The sequence below is a fragment of the Micromonospora sp. NPDC000316 genome, assembly GCF_042898885.1.
GTDB lineage: Bacteria > Actinomycetota > Actinomycetes > Mycobacteriales > Micromonosporaceae > Micromonospora.
In genome coordinates this window covers 19319-37068 of record NZ_JBIAZG010000025.1, presented here as the reverse complement: position 1 = coordinate 37068, position 17750 = coordinate 19319, and the positions used below count along the sequence as shown (strand labels likewise).

Sequence of the window (17750 nt, the reverse complement as noted above, 5' to 3'; positions counted from 1 at the left end):
ACACAAAATCCGCCCACCATTTACAAATATGTTCACCCCAAACCCCCCCCCCTTTGTTTTTGTTTATAAAAAGGGGGGGGGGGGGGGGGGCGGGGCGGGGGGGGGGGCCCCCCGCGGGGGGGCCCCCCCCCCGCGACGGTACGACAGGATTCAGACGGCTCGGCGCCCCTCGAAGGCCCGACCGAGGGTGATCTCGTCGGCGTACTCCAGGTCACCGCCGACCGGCAGGCCGCTGGCGAGCCGGGTCACCGCGATCCCCATGGGCTTCACCATCAGCGCCAGGTAGGTGGCGGTCGCCTCGCCCTCGGTGTTCGGGTCGGTGGCGAGGATCAACTCCCGCACACTGCCGTCACCGAGCCGGATCAGCAGCTCCCGGATCCGCAGGTTGTCCGGCCCGATCCCCTCCAGCGGATTGATCGCCCCGCCGAGCACGTGGTAGCGGCCGCGGAACTCACCGGTCCGCTCGACGGCCACCACGTCCTTGGGCTCCTCGACCACGCACAGCACCTCGTTGGTGCGGCGTGGGTCGCGGCAGATCCGGCACTGCTCGGACTCGGCCACGTTGTAGCAGGTCGTGCAGAACCGCACCAGCTCCTTGACCTTGCGCAGCGCGCCGGCCAGCCGGTTGACGTCGGCCGGATCCGCCGACAGCACGTGGAACGCGATCCGCTGAGCGCTCTTCGGACCGACGCCGGGCAGCCGACCGAGCTCGTCGATCAGATCCTGGATGGCACCCTCGTACATCTGCCGGCTCAGAAACCGGGCAGGCCGAGGCCGCCCATGCCACCGGCGACCGGGCCCATCTTGCGCTCGGTCAGCTCCCGCGCGGCCTCTGCGGCGTTGTGCATGGCCGCGACCACCAGGTCCTCAAGCGTCTCCACGTCGTCCGGGTCGACGGCCTTCGGGTCGATCTTGATCGCCTTGAGCTCGCCGGAACCGGAGACGGTCGCGGTGACCAGGCCACCGCCGGCAGTGCCGGTCAGCTCGGCCTCGGCCAGCTCGGCCTGGGCGGCGGCGATCTGCTGCTGCATCTTCTGCGCCTGCTTCAGCATCTGCTGCATGTTCGGCTGTCCACCTGGGCGCACGGATGGCTCCTTCTCGCACTCGTCTGCTGGGCCGCCGCCCAGCCTAACCGCTGAGACCGACCCCGCCCCGCCTGGTGGTGTCCGCCCACGCCGGGCCTTCGGGTACGGCTACCACTACCCCCAACCGGCCATCTGCGCGTAGTGCGCCGCGCACCGCCGCACTGGTCTGCTCGACGGCATGAACCCCAACCTCACCGGACGGGTCGGCGCGCTGTGCTGGCTGGCAGCCGCACCGGTCTTCCTGGTCGCCAGCCTCGTCACCGGCCTGCGGTGGCGGCAGCCCACCTACAGTTGGGCCACCCACAACATCAGCGACCTCGGCAACGTCAACTGCGGCATCTGGGACACCACCAGGCCCCGCTACGTCTGCTCGCCCTGGCATCCGCTGATGAACGCCGCGATGCTGGTCACCGCCGCGATGCTCGCCGCCGGGCTCCTGCTGACCTGGCGACTCCTCGGTCGCGGCGGCGTGGTGCGCTCGGCCCAGACGCTCCTGCTGCTTGCCACCGGCGGGTATGCCCTGGCGGCCCTCTACCCGGCCGACGTCGACGAGAACCTGCACGTCCTCGGCGCATTCCTGATCATGGGCCTGGGCAACGTCGGCCTGCTCCTCGCCGGTTTCGCGGCGGGCTTCACAACGCTCGGCCGGTGGCGACCGCTCACCCTCACCGCCGGGTTCATCGCCCTGGTCGGGACGGTGTTGTTCTTCGCCCAGCAGGGCATCGGGATCGGGGTGGGCGGCATGGAACGGATCGCCGTGCTGCCCTTCCCCCTCTGGGCCTGCTGCCTCGGCGTCCTGCTAACCGAGAAGCGAAACCCCGCCCCCGCTCGCGTCGATCATGCCGTTGCGATGCCCGAATAGGGCAACAGCGAGCCCTTTGTCACCCATGATCGGCACGCCGGGGTGGTCACTAGCGGGCGTCCACCTCGTTGATCTTCTCGGCGCCGAGCGTCTCCCGAAGCAGCCGTACCGCCTGCTCCTCGCTGGACTCCCGGGCGGTCTTCTCGTCGATGACCTCGTCCAACGGCTCGTCACCCGGGTCGAACCCCTCGTAGACCGGTGTCGCCGCCGGGGCCGCCGCACCCGGCCGACCGCCGCGCGCCGGGCCGTCGAAGTCCGGGTCGTAGGGAGGCTCGCCGGCCCATTCGGCGTCCGCGACAGGCCGGGCTGCCGCTCCGGTACGCGCACCGCGCCCCGCCGCCGCCGCGCGAGCCGCGGCGATGGCGCTGCTCACCGGGGCGGTACCGGCTGTCGCCGGCTGCCGGGCCGCAGGTGTCGAGTTGCCCCGCCCGCCCGGCTTACCGCCACCCGCCGCCCCGCCGGTGCCACCCGGACCGGAGCCGTTCGCGCCCGCGCCATGCGCACTGCTGCCGGCGCCCTGGCCGCCGGCGCCGTTGGTGCCGGTGCCATTGGTGCCGGTGCCGTGCGTGCCGGTGCCGTGCGTGCCGGTGCCGTGCGTGCCGGTGCCGTTAGTGCCGGTGCCGTGCGTGCCGGTGCCGTGCGTGCCGTTCGGTGCAGGTGCCGAGCCGGAGCCGTCCAGTGCGGCGCCGGGGCCCGAGCCGTCTCCGGCCGACCCGCCGCCCGGACGGGCAGCCTCGGGCCAATCCTCGTCATCCGTCGCTTCGGCGACGGGAGCGCCACCGCCGGGGCGGGCCGCCTCCGGCCAATCCTCGTCATCCGCTGGCGCGGTGGACGGCGCTCCACCCTGCCGGCCCGCACCCTGGCCACCAGAACCGTCCCCGCCACGCGCGCCCGTTCCAGCAGGCAGACCATCACGGGCACCCGGGCCGGCAGCGCCGGTCGGGTTCGCTGGGGCAGGCGGCACGTTGGTCAGGCCTGAAGCGGCGGCCGGGTGCCGCGCGGCAGACTGCGCGCCCGTAGCGTTCGACGCGGGCTGCGTGCCCGTCGCGGCAGCAGCGGCATGCGCATTCGACGCAGGCTGCGTTCCTGTGGCGGCAGCAGTGGCAGGCGCGTTCGACCCGGGCTGCGTGCCCGCGGCGGCAGCGGCATGCGCGTTTGACGCGGGCTGGGTGCCCGCGGCGGCAGCGGCGGCGTGCGCATTCGACGCGGGCTGCATGCCGGTCGCGGCAGCAGCGGCGGGCCCGTCCGACGCGGCGGACGGCGTGCCCGTCGGGGCTGCAGCGGCGTGCACGTTCGACGGGCCGGTTGCGGCAGGCGGCTTCGGGGCGGATGGCTCGGCCGACACGGAGGGCGGTGCGGCGGGGCGGGCCGGGGCCGCGGCCTGCGAGCGCGGCGGACCGGACAACGACACACCACCGCGCTCGCCGGCCACCTCGCAGCGGATCTGCCAGCGGCCGCCCAACTCCTCGTAGAGCGCGTCGGTGAGCACCGCAGCGTGGTCGGCCATCATCTTGGCCAGCACAGTGGACTTGACCGTCAGCACCAGCATGTCGCCGTCGAGTTCGCGCACCACGGCGTCGCGCATGAGGGCCGCGATCCGCTTGTTGGTCCGGTTGACCTTGCCGACCACGTCGGGCCAGGCCCGGCGGACCGCGACGGCGTCCAGTGCAGCGGCCGGAGCACCCGGTCGGGGCGGCTCGGGCGTGGCCGGGTCGGGCAGCACCGCCGATGGCGGCACCACGCGACGCGGGGACGGTGAGCCGGCGGGTGAGACGGGTACGGCCCGGTCGGCTGATGCCTGGCCGGCGGCGGCCGACGCCCCGGGCGACACCGGGATCGGCGAGTCGGCACCCGAGGCGTGTGAGCCCGACACACCCGGGGCCAGCGCGTGTGAGCCCGACGCACCCGAGGCCGGCGCGTGCGGGGAGCCGGCACCGGCGGCAGCCGCGCGCGCGGCGGCAGGGCCTGAGGCGTGCGGGCCGGCTGCGCCAGCGGCATGCGACGCGGCAGAGCCCGAGCCGGCAGCGCCCGAGGCAGCGGTGTTCGGTGCTGTGGACGCCGTCGGGTCGACCGACCACGGCGGTGCGGAGGTCGGGGCGTTCGCGGGTGCCGGGGTGGCGGCAGCCGGAACCGGAGGGGCGTGCTGTGGGCGTACCCCATGGTTGGCGGCGGCGGCCGGCGGCGCGTCGGTGAGGGTGAGGCGGTGTTCCATGCGCTCCAGGCGTTGGAGCAGGCCGCGGGTGGAGTCATCCGCGCCGGGCAGCAGCATCCGGGCGCAGATCAGCTCCAGCAGCAGGCGGGGCGCGGTGGTGCCGCGCATCTCCACCAAGCCGTCGTGGACGATGTCGGCGCAGCGGGAGAGCGTGCCGGGGCCGAGTTGCGCGGCCTGGGCGGCCATCCGCTCGATCTGGTCGGCGGGGCCGTCGATGAGGCCCTTCGCTGCGGCGTCCGGCACCTGCTGGATCACGATCAGGTCGCGCAGCCGCTCCAGCAGGTCCGACGCGAACCGGCGCATGTCGTGCCCGGCCTCGGCCACCCGGTCGACGGTGGCGTACGCGGCGGCGCCGTCACCGGCGGCCAGCGCATCGCACATCTCGTCGATAAGCGCCGAGTCGGTGACCCCGAGCAGCGCGGCGGCCCGGGCGTAGCTGACCCCCTCCGGGCCAGCGCCGGCGATGAGCTGGTCGAGTACGGAGAGGCTGTCCCGCATGCTGCCGCCACCAGCACGCACCACAAGCGGAAAGGCCGCCGGCTCGACGGTGACTCCCTCCGCCGCGCAGAGCTGCTCCAGATAGGGGCGGACCACCTTCGGCGGAAACAGCCGGAACGGGTAGTGGTGGGTCCGCGACCTGATCGTGCCGAGGACCTTCTCCGGCTCGGTGGTGGCGAAGATGAACTTGACGAACTCCGGAGGCTCCTCGACAAGCTTGAGCAGGGCGTTGAAGCCCTGCGTCGAGACCATGTGCGCCTCGTCGATGATGTAGATCTTGAAGCGGCTGCTGGCCGGCGCGAAGAAGGCACGCTCGCGCAGCTCGCGGGCGTCGTCGACACCGCCGTGGCTGGCCGCGTCGATCTCGATCACGTCGATCGAACCGGTGCCGTCGGTGGCCAGTGAGCGGCAGGACTCACACTTGCCGCACGGCTCGGGGGTGGGGCCCTGCTCACAGTTGAGCGAGCGGGCCATGATCCGGGCGCTTGTGGTTTTGCCGCAGCCGCGCGGGCCGGAGAAGAGGTAGGCGTGGTTGAGCCGGCCGCTACGCAGCGCCTGCGACAGCGGCTCGGTCACGTGCTCCTGACCGATGACCTCAGCGAAGGTACGCGGCCGGTACTTGCGGTAGAGCGCCAGCGTCACTCGTCCCGCCTCCTCTCGACCGAGCCATTCTGCGCCGCTCGGGCGCGGCTGACCACCCACCACCCCGGCGCGCGGGGGTTGCCGTGGGTTGCCGCGCTTGATCGACTCGGCTTCCTGGAAACCGGGGTGTCCGCAGGCCCGGGACACCCCGACATCACGGATGTCGAGTGGATCAGGGCCCCGGAGACAAAAAGGCCTCCCGTGCACCCGGCAGAGCTCGCTTATCCTTGCTGCCTTCCGGCCCTGGGGAGGTTCACGAGATACCGCCGCACGGGAGGTGCCGCCCAGCCTACCCGACGACCCGTCGATCTTCAGGGGGTGGTGGGGTGGCCCGGCCGACGAGTGCCTGTATCCTGGCTCGCGGAGGATTCGCCTAGAGGCCTAGGGCGCACGCTTGGAAAGCGTGTTGGGTTTACACCCTCACGAGTTCGAATCTCGTATCCTCCGCTCATCTGAGCAGCAGCAACGCCCGGCAGACCTTTATCGGTCGGCCGGGCGTTGCTCTTGTGGTCTCATCGACATCGTGACGGACGCCGCGTGGCAGTGGGATGAGACGTTGTACGCGGGCAGTGCCAGCCACTACAGCGTCGGGCGCATGCCGTACCCGCCCGGCCTCGCGGAGGCTGTCGCCACGGAACTCGGGCTTGACGGCACCGGCCGACTCCTGGACGTCGGCTGCGGGCCGGGGTCGTTGACCTTGCTGTTCGCGCCCCGGTTCGAGGCGGCGGTGGGCGTCGACGCCGACCTGGACATGCTCGTCGAGGCGCGGCGCAGAGCCCGCGAGGTCGGAGCCACCACCATCCAGTGGCGGCACTTACGCGCCGAGGACCTACCGGCCGATCTGGGTACGTTCCGGGTAGTCACCTTCGCCCAGTCGTTCCACTGGATGGATCGGCCGCTCGTGGCCGCTCGGGTCCGGAGCATGCTCGCGCCCGACGGGGCCTGGGTCCACGTCCACGCCAACACGCACCAGGGCGTGACCGGTGACGACCCGCTGCCGTACCCCCGACCGCCGTGGCAGCGGATCGACGACCTGGTGGCCAGCTACCTGGGACAGGTGCGCCGGGCGGGGCAGGGGTGGCTGCCCGCTGGCACCCCGGGCGGCGAAGACGAGATCATGCGGCAGGCGGGCTTCACCGATCCGATCCATCTCACGACCGACCCGGCGGCGGTTGTGGAACGCCCCGTCTCCGAGATCATGTCGGCGGTGTTCTCGCTGTCCAGTTCGGCGCCGCACCTGTTCGGCGAACGGCTCCCCGCGTTCGAGGCGGATCTGCGTCGGCTCCTGGAAACGGCGGCGCGGGATGGCCTGTTCGCCGAGCGGCGGCGCGAGGTCGCCGTGTCGATCTGGCGTCTCTGACACCGGCCGGCAGGGCCTGCTTAGGCGGGACGACCCGCCGCAGTTCACGGCCGTCATCGACGGGACAAGTCGGCCCATCTCACCCGCCGCCCCTGACCGGAGGCCACTCTCAACGAGATCTTGGACAGTTGCCGTTCCGAGAGCGAACGGAAACTGTCCAAGATCTGGCGTAGCGAGCCCAGTCTCAGGAGCCGTCGCGCAGATCCGCGAGGCGTTCGGCCCGGAAGGAGATCTCGTCGAAGGTCGCGGTGCACCCCTCGCCGGTCGGTGACTGGCCCGCGAAGCCGATCCGGTCGCGTGATGGCTCGCCGTCGAAGCCGAACACGCGGATCAACTGCCAGGTCGTGCCGTCGATCGAGGCGTGGTACGCGTAGACGCGCCCGATCCGCGAGACCCGCAGCCACACCGACCGGTCGGCCACGACGAAGGCGTTCGCGTCGTCGGCTACGTCCCGGCAGATGACGGACACGATCATCGGCTCGGCCTCGGGCGAGAACTCGAAGCACAACTTGCCCCAGCACCGCTCGTCGCGCCAGAGCAGAAGCACCCCGGCGTCGAAGGTCTCGCCGAAGGCCACGGTCACCCGGGCACTGAACTGGAAGTCACCCTCCGGCGGCAGCTCGCCGAGCAGCGTCGCCGCGTTGCGGACGGGCTCGCCGCTGCCACTCGGGTCGATGAAGAGGTCGGTGTGCGGCTGCGCTGACACCGTCAGGACGCCGGTCTCCTCGTCGACCTGCCAGAGTGCCGCGGACGAGGGCACGAGCGGGGACGGCATTCCGGGGACGGTCAGTTGATCAGCCATGACCTGGAACGTTACAGCGGGGACCCGCTCGGCGGGTACGGTCCGGGGACGACGCCGGTCCAGCCCGGAACCCGTCGTACACATGTTCTATCCACAGGCTGTGGACGACGGAGGGATTGATGGGTTACCAGCTCAGCGCGGTCGTCGCGGATGTCGAGCTGCTCCGCGAGCACACCGCCGAGCTGGATCACGCCGTCCTCGGTGGGCTGCGGCAGGACTTCGCGCTCCTGCCGGTGACCCCGCAGTTGGTGGTGGAGCTGACCGGGTCGCTGCCGGATTTCGCGGTCGACGACCGCAGCGCCGAGCACCCGTTCGGCCTGGTGCTGTCGCCGCCGCTGACCGAGGTGCTGAGTGGGTGGTCAGCGCTGGGGCCCGTGGCGTACCTCGAAGCGGAGTTCGGCGGCGGCGCCGGCTACCAGTCGGCGGCGGTGTGGCTCGGCGGTGCGGCGTCCTGGGGTCCGTGCTTCGACGACGTGTTGGACGCGCCGCGTGAGCAGTGGCCGATCAACGGGGCGCTGGTTCGGCTCGGCGTCGAGCGAGGCACGTGGATCGACCCGTTCGCCGAGGTGGGCTTGCATCTGGAGCGCAACACCGACGGCTGGCTGGCGCACGGGCGGCGTCGGCTCAGCGCCGACTACTGGGACGAGCTGGTCGAACAGTGGGAAAACCAGTAATCCGGCGGCTGGCAGCAACCTGAACGGCCCGGTCCCGTTGGGGACTGGGGGATTCCATGAAATTGCGACAATTCGCGTTTATTGCCACGCTGATGACGGCTGCCTCGATTGCCGGCAGCGGCGCGCCGCCACCCGGGCCGATCCCGGCGAACCGGCCCGCCGCCAACGAGATCGTCGACCTGAACGGCCTGCGCAACATCGAATTCGGCGACACCGAGGACGAGCTGACCCGCCGGGGCATCCTGCGTACCGACCTGGACGGCTGCGGGCCGACGCTCACCGGCCACAACACGGTGAGTCCCGTCTTCGTGGAGGCGAAACTGGTGCTGCTGTGGGCCGGCGACCCGATGCGGACACCCGAGGGCATAACGGCCGGCTCACCCGTCGACCAGGTCTGGGACCGCTATCCGAGCGTCACTCGACTGCCCGCTCCACAGGGGACACACCGGCTTGACGGGCTACTCGCCCGCACCGGCGACCGCGCGTACCTGTTCCTCCACGACGGGCGCACGGTCCAAAAAACCATCGCCGGGTACGCCGACTGGGCCCGCCGCCTCTTCGACGAGGGCGCCGGCCCCTGCTGAGACGCGGGGCGGAACGCGGAACGCCCGGTCGATCCTCGCGGATCGACCGGGCGTTTCTGCACTACGGAGCGGTGGCGGAGGGATTTGAACCCTCGGAGGGCGTTAACCCTCACACGCTTTCGAGGCGTGCTCCTTAGGCCGCTCGGACACGCCACCGCCGACGAGGGTACAGGACCGCTGGTTCCGATGCCCAACCGGTATCGCCTGGTCCGGCCTGGCAGGATCTTTGCCATGAGTACGCACATCGGCGCGAAGCCGGGCGAGATCGCCGAGCGGGTCCTGATGCCGGGCGACCCGCTGCGGGCCAAGTGGATCGCGGAAACCTACCTTGAGGGCGCCACCTGCTACTCGACGGTCCGGGGCATGTTGGGCTTCACCGGCCGCTGGAATGGCGTCGAGGTGTCCGTCCAGGGCTCCGGCATGGGCATGCCGTCGGCCTCCATCTACGCCCACGAGTTGATCAACGAGTACGGCGTGAAGACGCTGATCCGGGTCGGCTCCTGCGGGGCTCTCAGCACCGACCTGCAACTGCGGGACGTGGTAGCGGCGATCGGGTCGTCCACCGACTCGAACATGAACCGGATGCGGTTCGACGGGTTGATCGACTACGCCCCGGTGGCCGACTTCGGGCTGCTGCGTACCTCGGTCGAGGTGGCCGAGCGGCGCGGCATCACGATGCACGTCGGGCCGATCCTGGCGGCGGACGCCTTCTACACCGACCGGCCGGACCTCTACGACACGCTCGCCGACTACGGCGTCCTGGCGGTGGAGATGGAGTCGGCGGCGCTCTACACGATCGCCGCCCGGTTCAAGGCTCGGGCGCTTACGGTGTTGACCGTCAGCGACCACATCAAGACCGGCGAGAAGACCACCTCGGAGGAGCGGGAGCAGACGTTCAGCCAGATGGTCGAGATCGCCCTCGACACGATCATCGCCTGACCCTTCGTCGCATCTGCCGCCCCGCCGTCCGTCTGGACGGCGGGGCGGCGTGCTGCGCGGGGGCAGAGGGGTGACGACGGTCACCGAACGAAACAATACGACCGATCGTGCTTATTGAGTACGGTGTCCGCATGACAGTCGACGGACGCCTCGCCCGGGGAGAGCGCAGCCGCAACGCCGCGCTGGACGCGGCAGTGGTGCTCGCCACCGAGTCCGGCCTGGACGGGCTCAGCCTCGCCCAGCTCGCCGACACGCTCGGGGTGAGCAAGTCGGGCCTCTTCGCGCACTGGCGGTCGAAGGAGGCGCTTCAGCTCGCCGCGATCGACCGCGCGGTGACGCTCTGGCGGGAGCGGGTCGTCGCACCGGCGCTGCTCGCCCCACGGGGCGTCCGGCGGCTCCGCGCCCTGCACGACGCCCGGCTCGGCTTCTACGCCAGCGGGGTGCTCCCCGGCGGATGCTTCTTCGCCAACACCCAGTTCGAGTTCAACGCCCGCCCCGGCCCGGTCCGCGACCGGCTCATCGAGGCGTACACCCAGTGGACGAGGTTTCTCGAAGACCTCGTGCGGCAGGCGGTCGACGCCGGCGAACTCCCCGCCGACCTGGACGTCGCGCAACTGGCGTACGAGATCGACGCGCTCGGGATGGCAGCCGCGATGAACTCCCGGATGCTCGACCCGGACGCCGCCTACCGGCACGCCCGCGCCGGCCTTCGGAGCCGCCTGCTGGCGCTCTGCCCCGACCCGACCCTGCTTACGGAAGGCCCCTCATGAGCAACGCCGTCGCCGACCAGCCTGCCGTCGACTTCGGGCACGTCGAGCACGTCACTGTGCACTTCGACGACCTCGACGCGATGGGCATCCTGCACAACGCCCGGTACGCGGTGCTGCTGGAACGGGCCCTGACGCCGTACTGGACCGAGCGAGGGCTGGCCTACCGGGGCAGCGCCACCCCTCCGGACCTGTTCCACGCGGTCCGCGAGTTCACCATCAGCTACCGGGCGCCGATCGTCACCACCGGGCCGGTGGCGGTGCACTTCTGGCTCGAACACTTCGGCACCAGCAGCGCCGAGTACGCCTTCCAGTTCCGTTCGGTCGACGGCGGCACCGTGCACGCCGAGGGGCGACGGGCGATCGTCCGCCTCGACCAGACGACGCTGCGGCCGGCACCCTGGACCGAGGCCGCGCGGGCCGTGGCCGCCACGCTGCTCCGCCCCGCCACCACCGCGGCCTGACGCGCCGCGGCAACGTCCTCCAGCCGGATTCAGCGGAAGAAGGCCCGCAGGACGGCTGCGGTTTCGGCTTCGAGCACTCCGCCGTACACCTCGGGTCTGTGGTTGAGGCGGCGGTCGCGCAGTACGTCCCAGAGCGAACCGGCCGCGCCGGTCTTGGGTTCCCAGGCGCCAAAGACGACTGTGGAGACCCGGGCCAGCACCAGCGCCCCCGCGCACATGGTGCAGGGCTCCAGGGTGACCACAAGGGTGCAGCCGTCGAGCCGCCACCGGCCGGCGAGCTCGGCACCCCGGCGCAGGGCCAGCACCTCGGCGTGGGCGGTCGGGTCGCCGGTCAACTCCCGCTCGTTGCGTCCGATCGCGAGTTCGGTGCCGTCCGGCCCGTAGAGCACCGCGCCCACCGGCACGTCGTCGACATCGGCCGCACCCGGGGCGTCGGTGGCCGGGCCGGTGACGGCGACCTCCAAAGCCCGGCGCATCCACAGCTCGTGTCGCTGCCGACGGCCGGTCGGCCCCGCGTCGGCCAGCCCTTCGTGGGCACCCGGCCCGGCGCGACCCACCAGGCCGGGTGTCGGCTGGCCCGGCGCAAGCGTCTCCAACAGGGGATCGGTGGCGTCGGCCGGCTCCGTACCGCCGGTCGGCACCGGCCCGAGTGGATCAGACCTCACGCAGCTCCTCGACCTCGTCGGCGCAGCCGAGCACCTCGCAGATCTCGGCGGTGACGTCCGCCGGCAGCATCCCCTCCTGGGTGCAGAGGTTCAGCAGCTTCTGCGCCGAGATGCCCAGGTTGGCCAGCAGGTCGGCCTCGCCCACCGGGTCGGCCTCCGGGTCGACGGCGGGCTGTTCGCTCTCCTCGTCGCCGCTGGTCGCCGGGCGTGGCTCGTCGTCGCCGTCGAGACCGGTGACCGAGGTCTTCAGGTCACCGACCAGCAACTGACCCAGCCGGGACTCCTCGGCGAACGCGGAATCCGACCCGAAGACCCGCAGGTCCTCGCCCTCGTCGAGACGCAGGATCACCAGGTACGCGTCATCGGCCTCGACGAAGAGCAGCGACACGTCGGCTTCCTGGTCGACATCGCGCAGCCGATCGGCGACCTCGTCGATGTCGGTGGTGCCCCGCAGGTTGACCTCAGCGGCAGTCCAGCCACTGTCGTCGCGCACCACGGCCGCAGCGAAGTACGACACGGTCCCCCCAATAGCCCTCGGCACAGCGCCGACTCGTTACGCGTGCACGTTAGCCGGTCGGGTCGGCAGGCGACCGGTCAACGCCCCGACAGGCCGGCCAAACCTGACAAAATAGGGATCAGCCGGCGACTCGACGGCGAGTGGCGATCAGCTCGCGGAGGCGGTCCGTGCGCAGGCGCTGCGGGCGGGTGCGCTGTCGTACCGCCCGCGCGCCTGCCAACTCGGCGAGCAACTGGAGTCGGCGGCGGCTTCGATCCGGGTCCTGCCGCGGGGTGGTCCAGGCCATACCGCCGAGCGTGCCGAGTCTCGGCGGCCACGTCAAGACGGCGTTCGCTACGCAGCCAACCGGGCACTCGACGCAGTCATCCACGCCCGTTACGGGTGCCTTTGCGGCCCACTCACCACAGCGACGCACTCACCGCAGCGGCCCACTCACCGCAGCGGCCCACTCACCACAGCGGCCAGTCGCCGCTGCTTGCCCAGCGGACCGCCACCACGGCGGCGGCGATGCTCCAGCCACCGGCGGTGACGATGGCCACGCCGGTGCCCACCCCCCGATCGCCGTAGCGGACCAACACCAGGGCGGTTAGCCAGGCCAGCAGACCGGCGAAAAGCGTCCACCACGCGTAGCTGGCCACGTCGGTGCCGAGCAGGCCGAACAGCACCAGCCAGCTGGCCGCCGCGCCGCCGCCGATTGCGACACCGCCGCCGGTCACCGGGTGCGGTTCGCGGTAGGTCGGCCTCGTCGGTGGCCCGGCCGGAAAGAGCCCCGAGGGGGTACGCGCCATCGGGCGTGGGGCGAAGCCGGGATTCGGGTCAGGACCGGGCTGGGCGATGGTCATAGTCGCTGCCCTCCCCTCACGCGCGTCATTCGTGCCCACCGTACCGGTCTGCCAGGATGACCGGATGTCCTCGCCGACGATCCGCCGCGTGCGTTCGGCGTACCCGATTCTGCTGCTGCTCGCCCCGGTGCTGGCCGCCGGCTGCGCGACCACCCGGCCCGGAGTGCCGCCGGACGGCGCCGCGCCCACGGCGCCGTCGGTCTGGGAGACCGCCGACCAGCCGGCAGCGCCGTCGGCCACCCCGAGCGGGCCGGCCAGCCCGGCGCCGTCGTCGGCAGGGCCGTCGTCGACCGCGCCCCGCGCGGGGCTGCGGCATGTCTTTCCGGTACGCGCCGACGACGTCGCCTATCACCCGACGCACGGGGCGTATCCGGCCACGGACATATTCGCCGACTGCGGTGAGCCGTTCGTCGCGGTGACCGACGGGACGGTGCTGGAGGTGAGTCGCGTCGACAAGTACCGCAAGCGCGGGCCGCAGGGTCCGGACAACGGCGGTCTGTCGGTGGCGCTGCTCGGCGACGACGGGGTGCGTTACTACGGCTCCCACCTGAGCGCCGTGGCCTCGGGCGTCGACGCGGGGGTGCGGGTCCGGGCCGGGCAGCAGCTCGGCAAGGTCGGCCGCACCGGCAACGCCAACAACGTCTGTCACGTGCACTTTGGCATCTCACCGCCGTGTCCCGGCAAGGACGGCTGGTGGATCCGGCGCGGCGTGCTGTGGCCGGCGCGATATCTGGACTCGTGGCGACACGGCGGCAATCGGGAACCGGCCGCCGAGGTGACCACCTGGCAGCGGAAACACGGCTGTCCGAAGGCTCCCTGACAAGCCCCGTACCCGCTAGGTTCGGTGGGATGAGCGCCCGGGATCCCATCGCCGACCTACGCCGGATCGCGTTCCTGTTAGAGCGGGCGAACGAGGCCACGTACCGGGTGCGGGCGTTTCGGTCGGCGGCGAAGGCGCTCGCCGGCCTGCCACCGACCGAGGTCGCCGAGCGGGCCGGCAACGGCACGCTCACCGAGCTTTCCGGGGTGGGTGACGTGACGGCCCGGTGCGTGGCGGAGTCCCTTGCCGGCGAGGAGCCCGTCTATCTGCGTCGGCTGGTGGCGACCGAGGGCAGCGACCTGGATGCCGAGGCCACGGCGCTGCGCGCCGCCCTGCGCGGCGACTGCCACACGCACTCCGACTGGTCCGACGGCGGCTCACCCATCGAGGAGATGGCGCTGGCCGCGGTCGAGTTGGGCCACGAATACCTGGTGTTGACAGACCATTCGCCCCGGCTGAAGGTGGCGCGCGGGTTGACCGCCGACCGGCTCCGCCGCCAGTTGGACCACGTGGCGCAGGTCAACGCGGCACTGCCGGAGGGTTTCCGGATCCTGACCGGGATCGAGGTGGACATCCTCGCCGACGGCTCGCTGGACCAGGATGACGAGTTGCTGGCCCGATTGGACGTGGTGGTGGGGTCGGTGCACAGCGGCCTGAACGACGAGCGGGCCAAGATGACCCGGCGGATGCTGACCGCGGTCGCCAACCCGCACCTGGACATCCTCGGCCACTGCACCGGGCGGATGGTGTCGTCCCGCCCGGCCGGCGTGACCGGCCCGGGTGACCGGGGGCATCGGGCCCGCACCCGCGCCGAGAGCGACTTCGACGCCGACGCGGTCTTCGCCGCCTGCGCGGAGCACGACACCGCCGTCGAGATCAACTCTCGGCCGGAGCGGCAGGACCCGCCGAAGCGGCTGATCCGCCGCGCCCTGGAGGCCGGCTGCCGGTTCGCGATCGACACGGACGCGCACGCGCCCGGTCAGCTCGACTGGCAACGGTTCGGCTGCGAGCGGGCCGCCCGCTGCGGCGTCCCGGCCGACCGGGTGGTCAACACCTGGTCGGCCGAGCAACTCGTGGAGTGGACGCACAACCGAGCCTGACCGCCCTCGGCCGGCTCAGCCGCGGGCCGGCTCGGGGCGGGCGGGGTCGGCGGCGGGCGCGCTGACGCCGACCACAGGGCGGGGCTTGCGGCGGCCGAAGACACCCTGCGCGACAGCGACACCCAGCAGCACGATGAGCGCGCCAACCGGTTGGTGCCAGTTGAGCCGCTCGTCGAGCACTACGGCGCCGATAAGCACCGCGAAGATCGGGATCAGGTAGGTGACAGTGGACGCGGTGCTCGCGCCCGCCACCCGGATGTTGCGGATGTTGATCACGAAGGCGAGCCCGGTGCCGAGGGCACCGAGAGCCAACACGCTTGCCACCACCTTCGCCGACAAGTCGGTAGGCAGCGGCGGGGCACCCGCCACGAACGGGGTGACGACGGCCAGTTGCCCGGCGGCGAGCAGCAACTGCGCCGTGGAGAGCGACAGGCCGGAGTGTGCGCTGCCGGCGACGAACCGCTTCTGGTACGGGATGGCGACGCCGTAGCAGGCCGCCGCGCCGAAGCACATCAACTGCCCGACGAAGTGCGCGCCGCCGATGCCCTCCCAGACCCCGAGCACCACGAGTACGCCGAGGAAGCCCAACCCGAGCCCGACCGCTCGGCGCACGGTCAGCCGCTCGGTGCGGAAGACAAGCACCGCCAGCGGCAGGACGATCAGCGGAGTGGTGGCGTTCCAGATGCCGGCCAGCATCGACTCGACCCGTTGCTCGCCGTAACCGAAGAGGGTGAACGGCACGGCCACGCCGAACGCCGCGACGACGAAGAGGTGTGCCCACACCCGAGGCTCGCGCGGCAGCCGGTCGCGCAGCACCGCGAGGACGACAAGCAGGGTCAGCGCGCCCGCGACGACCCGGTTGAGGGTGAGCTGGACGGGGTGCAGCTCAGCCACCCCGATCTTGATGAACAGAAAGCTGGAACCCCAGATCGCGGCGAGAGCGAGGAACCCCGGCAGCCACGTCCGCAGCGGCGCCTTGTCAGGAGTGATATCAGTGGTCACCCCTGACACTCTGCCGGACCGGTGTGACAAAGTCGCGGGACTTTTCGAGCCCCAAATCGGCCGCTTGAACACGGCAAACGGCGTCGACAGCGGGGTGGGGTGGTCACGTAGTGTCGCAGCGTGGGACAAATTGATGAACTCGCCAACCGCTACGTAGCCGAGTGGGCGCCGTTGAGCCCCACCGGCGCGACCTACGTCGGCATCGCCGGCCACGACGACCAGCTCGACGACCTCTCACCAGAGGGCTACCGGGCACGCGCCGACCTGACCCGCCGGACCCTCGCGGAGCTTGAGGTCACCGAGCCGGACACGGAGGCGGAGCGCACCGCCAAGGAGGCCATGCAGGAACGACTCGGCCTCGACCTGGCCCGGTACGACGCCGGCGAGTCGACAAGCGAGATCAGCGTCATCACGAGCGGGCTGCACGAGATCCGCATGGTGTTCGACCTGATGCCGACCGCGACGGCCGACGAGCAGGCAAACATCGCCGCCCGGCTCAACGGCCTCGCCGGCGCGCTGGAGGGCTACAAGACCACACTGCGCGAGGCGCTCGCCGCCGGCCAGGTCAGCTCGAAGGTGCAGCTGGTCGAGGTGGCCAAGCAGTGCGACATCTGGACCGACCCGAGCGGCGACAACTTCTTCCACGGCCTCGTCGAGCGACTGGGTGCGGACGGCACGCTCGGCGCGGAGCTGCGCCGGGGCGCGGCGTCGGCCACCGCGGCGACCGCCGAGTTCGGCCAGTTCCTGCGCGCCGAGTTGGCACCGCACGGGCGGGACAAGCAGGCCGCCGGCCGAGAGCGCTACGAGCTTGCCTCGCAGTACTTCCTCGGCGCGAAGGTCGACCTGGACGAGACGTACTCCTGGGGGTTCGCGGAGCTGGCCCGCCTGGAGGCGGAGATGCGGGTCGTGGCCGGCCGCATCGCCGGCCCGGGCGCAGGCGTCGACGAGGCCGTGGCCAAGCTGGACGCCGACCCGGCACGGACGATCCGGGGCAAGGAGGCGTTCCGCGACTGGATGCAGGCCCTCGCCGACAAGGCGATCACCGAGCTGAACGGGACGCACTTCGACATCCCCGAAGAGGTCCGCCGGATCGAGTGCTGCCTCGCCCCGACAAGCGACGGCGCCATCTACTACACCGGGCCGAGCGAGGACTTCTCCCGCCCGGGCCGCATGTGGTGGGCAGTGCCACAGGGCATCACGGACTTCTCCACCTGGCGTGAGGTGACGACGGTCTACCACGAGGGCGTGCCGGGTCACCACCTTCAGGTGGCGCAGACCGCCGTCCGCGCCGACCTGCTCAACCGTTGGCAGCGGCTGCTCTGCTGGGTCTCCGGGCACGGCGAGGGCTGGGCGCTCTACTCGGAGCGGCTGATGGACGAGCTCGGCTACCTCGAGGACCCGGGCGACAAGCTGGGCATGCTCGACGGCCAGGCGATGCGCGCCGCCCGGGTCATCGTCGACATCGGCATGCACCTGGAGTTGGAGATCCCGAAGGACAACCCGTTCGACTTCCACCCGGGTGAGAGGTGGACGCCCGAGCTGGGCTGGGAGTTCATGCGGGCGCACTGCCGGGTTCCGGACGAGAACCTGCGCTTCGAGCTGAACCGCTACCTGGGCTGGCCGGGGCAGGCCCCGTCGTACAAGGTCGGTGAGCGGATCTGGTTGCAGGCCCGCGAGGACGCGAAGGCCCGCAAGGGCGCTGACTTCGACCTGCGGGAGTTCCACCGGCAGGCGTTGGACCTGGGCGCGCTGGGCCTCGACCCGCTGCGCAAGGCGCTGGCCCGGCTCTGAGTCGCTGACGGTTCCGGGCGCCGGCGGCACGCCGACCGGCGCCCGGAACCATGGCCGGCCGTCCCGGTCCGCCATCCCCGGCGTTTCGACGGGGTACGGCGGGAGCATCGACGCTGCGGGTAAG

Annotated in this window: 19 protein-coding genes, 2 tRNA genes and 1 other RNA gene; 11 read left to right on the top strand and 11 right to left on the bottom strand. The window is 71.6% G+C overall.

Going from position 1 to position 17750, the window contains the following annotated elements; all coding sequences use genetic code 11:
* Nucleotides 1-150 precede the first annotated feature (150 nt).
* Entirely contained in the window at nt 151-744 is a 594-nt protein-coding gene (gene recR, locus ACFY2Q_RS28365; RefSeq protein WP_387135504.1) for a recombination mediator RecR, read from the bottom strand.
* Between the two features lie 8 nt (nt 745-752).
* On the bottom strand, nt 753-1061 hold the full coding sequence (locus ACFY2Q_RS28360) for a YbaB/EbfC family nucleoid-associated protein (RefSeq protein WP_357010708.1): 309 nt from the start codon (nt 1059-1061) through the stop codon (nt 753-755).
* Nucleotides 1062-1263: 202 nt separating this feature from the next.
* On the opposite strand from ACFY2Q_RS28360, the gene ACFY2Q_RS28355 reads away from it, so the two are divergent.
* Complete coding sequence (locus ACFY2Q_RS28355; RefSeq protein ID WP_387135502.1) at nt 1264-1947, top strand: DUF998 domain-containing protein; 684 nt, start codon at nt 1264-1266, stop codon at nt 1945-1947.
* Nucleotides 1948-1996: 49 nt separating this feature from the next.
* On the opposite strand, the gene ACFY2Q_RS28350 is transcribed toward ACFY2Q_RS28355, so the two are convergent.
* Both ACFY2Q_RS28350 and ffs read right to left on the bottom strand, forming a co-directional pair.
* The gene (locus tag ACFY2Q_RS28350; protein ID WP_387135500.1) at nt 1997-5299 is read right to left on the bottom strand and encodes a DNA polymerase III subunit gamma and tau; all 3303 of its coding nucleotides are present in this window, start codon (nt 5297-5299) and stop codon (nt 1997-1999) included.
* A 190-nt stretch (nt 5300-5489) separates the two neighbouring features.
* An RNA gene (ffs, locus tag ACFY2Q_RS28345) (signal recognition particle sRNA small type) lies at nt 5490-5579 on the bottom strand.
* A gap of 82 nt (nt 5580-5661) precedes the next feature.
* Between ffs and ACFY2Q_RS28340 the strand changes: the two genes are divergently transcribed.
* Nucleotides 5662-5746, top strand: a tRNA-Ser gene (locus tag ACFY2Q_RS28340).
* A 76-nt stretch (nt 5747-5822) separates the two neighbouring features.
* Nucleotides 5823-6659, top strand: a complete 837-nt coding sequence (locus ACFY2Q_RS28335) for a class I SAM-dependent methyltransferase (RefSeq protein ID WP_387135498.1) — start codon at nt 5823-5825, stop codon at nt 6657-6659.
* A gap of 184 nt (nt 6660-6843) precedes the next feature.
* On the opposite strand, the gene ACFY2Q_RS28330 is transcribed toward ACFY2Q_RS28335, so the two are convergent.
* On the bottom strand, nt 6844-7461 hold the full coding sequence (locus tag ACFY2Q_RS28330; protein WP_387135496.1) for a DUF1349 domain-containing protein: 618 nt from the start codon (nt 7459-7461) through the stop codon (nt 6844-6846).
* Nucleotides 7462-7580: 119 nt separating this feature from the next.
* On the opposite strand from ACFY2Q_RS28330, the gene ACFY2Q_RS28325 reads away from it, so the two are divergent.
* A complete protein-coding gene (locus ACFY2Q_RS28325; protein WP_387135493.1) occupies nt 7581-8135 on the top strand; it encodes a hypothetical protein in 555 nt (184 codons plus the stop codon).
* Between the two features lie 92 nt (nt 8136-8227).
* Nucleotides 8228-8719: a hypothetical protein gene (locus tag ACFY2Q_RS28320; RefSeq protein WP_387135516.1), complete on the top strand. Its 492-nt coding sequence runs from the start codon at nt 8228-8230 to the stop codon at nt 8717-8719.
* A gap of 69 nt (nt 8720-8788) precedes the next feature.
* Here the strand turns inward: ACFY2Q_RS28320 and ACFY2Q_RS28315 are convergent.
* Nucleotides 8789-8875: transfer RNA gene (locus ACFY2Q_RS28315), tRNA-Ser, on the bottom strand.
* Between the two features lie 75 nt (nt 8876-8950).
* On the opposite strand from ACFY2Q_RS28315, the gene deoD reads away from it, so the two are divergent.
* The 3 genes from deoD (at nt 8951) to ACFY2Q_RS28300 (ending at nt 10889) form a co-directional block, all read left to right on the top strand.
* Nucleotides 8951-9658, top strand: coding sequence for a purine-nucleoside phosphorylase (deoD, locus tag ACFY2Q_RS28310; RefSeq protein ID WP_074315244.1), 708 nt, complete (start codon nt 8951-8953; stop codon nt 9656-9658).
* Nucleotides 9659-9789: 131 nt separating this feature from the next.
* The gene (locus ACFY2Q_RS28305) at nt 9790-10428 is read left to right on the top strand and encodes a TetR family transcriptional regulator C-terminal domain-containing protein (protein WP_387135490.1); all 639 of its coding nucleotides are present in this window, start codon (nt 9790-9792) and stop codon (nt 10426-10428) included.
* Nucleotides 10425-10889 (top strand): acyl-CoA thioesterase, encoded by a 465-nt coding sequence (locus tag ACFY2Q_RS28300; protein WP_387135487.1) that lies wholly within the window; start codon nt 10425-10427, stop codon nt 10887-10889. The genes ACFY2Q_RS28305 and ACFY2Q_RS28300 overlap by 4 nt, the downstream gene beginning before the upstream one ends.
* A gap of 29 nt (nt 10890-10918) precedes the next feature.
* Here ACFY2Q_RS28300 and ACFY2Q_RS28295 read toward each other — a convergent pair whose 3' ends face one another.
* From ACFY2Q_RS28295 to ACFY2Q_RS28280, 4 genes are all read right to left on the bottom strand, one after another.
* On the bottom strand, nt 10919-11365 hold the full coding sequence (locus ACFY2Q_RS28295) for a nucleoside deaminase (protein ID WP_387135513.1): 447 nt from the start codon (nt 11363-11365) through the stop codon (nt 10919-10921).
* A gap of 178 nt (nt 11366-11543) precedes the next feature.
* Nucleotides 11544-12071, bottom strand: coding sequence for a tRNA adenosine deaminase-associated protein (locus ACFY2Q_RS28290; RefSeq protein ID WP_387135485.1), 528 nt, complete (start codon nt 12069-12071; stop codon nt 11544-11546).
* Between the two features lie 118 nt (nt 12072-12189).
* Nucleotides 12190-12357: a hypothetical protein gene (locus tag ACFY2Q_RS28285; RefSeq protein ID WP_387135483.1), complete on the bottom strand. Its 168-nt coding sequence runs from the start codon at nt 12355-12357 to the stop codon at nt 12190-12192.
* A gap of 163 nt (nt 12358-12520) precedes the next feature.
* The gene (locus ACFY2Q_RS28280; RefSeq protein ID WP_387135480.1) at nt 12521-12913 is read right to left on the bottom strand and encodes a hypothetical protein; all 393 of its coding nucleotides are present in this window, start codon (nt 12911-12913) and stop codon (nt 12521-12523) included.
* A gap of 64 nt (nt 12914-12977) precedes the next feature.
* On the opposite strand from ACFY2Q_RS28280, the gene ACFY2Q_RS28275 reads away from it, so the two are divergent.
* Both ACFY2Q_RS28275 and ACFY2Q_RS28270 read left to right on the top strand, forming a co-directional pair.
* Nucleotides 12978-13733: a M23 family metallopeptidase gene (locus tag ACFY2Q_RS28275; RefSeq protein ID WP_387135477.1), complete on the top strand. Its 756-nt coding sequence runs from the start codon at nt 12978-12980 to the stop codon at nt 13731-13733.
* 29 nt (nt 13734-13762) lie between these two features.
* On the top strand, nt 13763-14833 hold the full coding sequence (locus ACFY2Q_RS28270; protein ID WP_387135475.1) for a PHP domain-containing protein: 1071 nt from the start codon (nt 13763-13765) through the stop codon (nt 14831-14833).
* A 15-nt stretch (nt 14834-14848) separates the two neighbouring features.
* Here ACFY2Q_RS28270 and ACFY2Q_RS28265 read toward each other — a convergent pair whose 3' ends face one another.
* Nucleotides 14849-15835 (bottom strand): DMT family transporter, encoded by a 987-nt coding sequence (locus ACFY2Q_RS28265; RefSeq protein WP_387135472.1) that lies wholly within the window; start codon nt 15833-15835, stop codon nt 14849-14851.
* 120 nt (nt 15836-15955) lie between these two features.
* Here ACFY2Q_RS28265 and ACFY2Q_RS28260 point away from each other — a divergent pair, with 120 nt between their 5' ends.
* Nucleotides 15956-17626 carry a DUF885 domain-containing protein gene (locus ACFY2Q_RS28260; protein WP_387135470.1) on the top strand — a complete coding sequence of 557 codons (1671 nt, stop codon included), beginning with the start codon at nt 15956-15958 and terminating at the stop codon, nt 17624-17626.
* Nucleotides 17627-17750 lie beyond the last annotated feature (124 nt).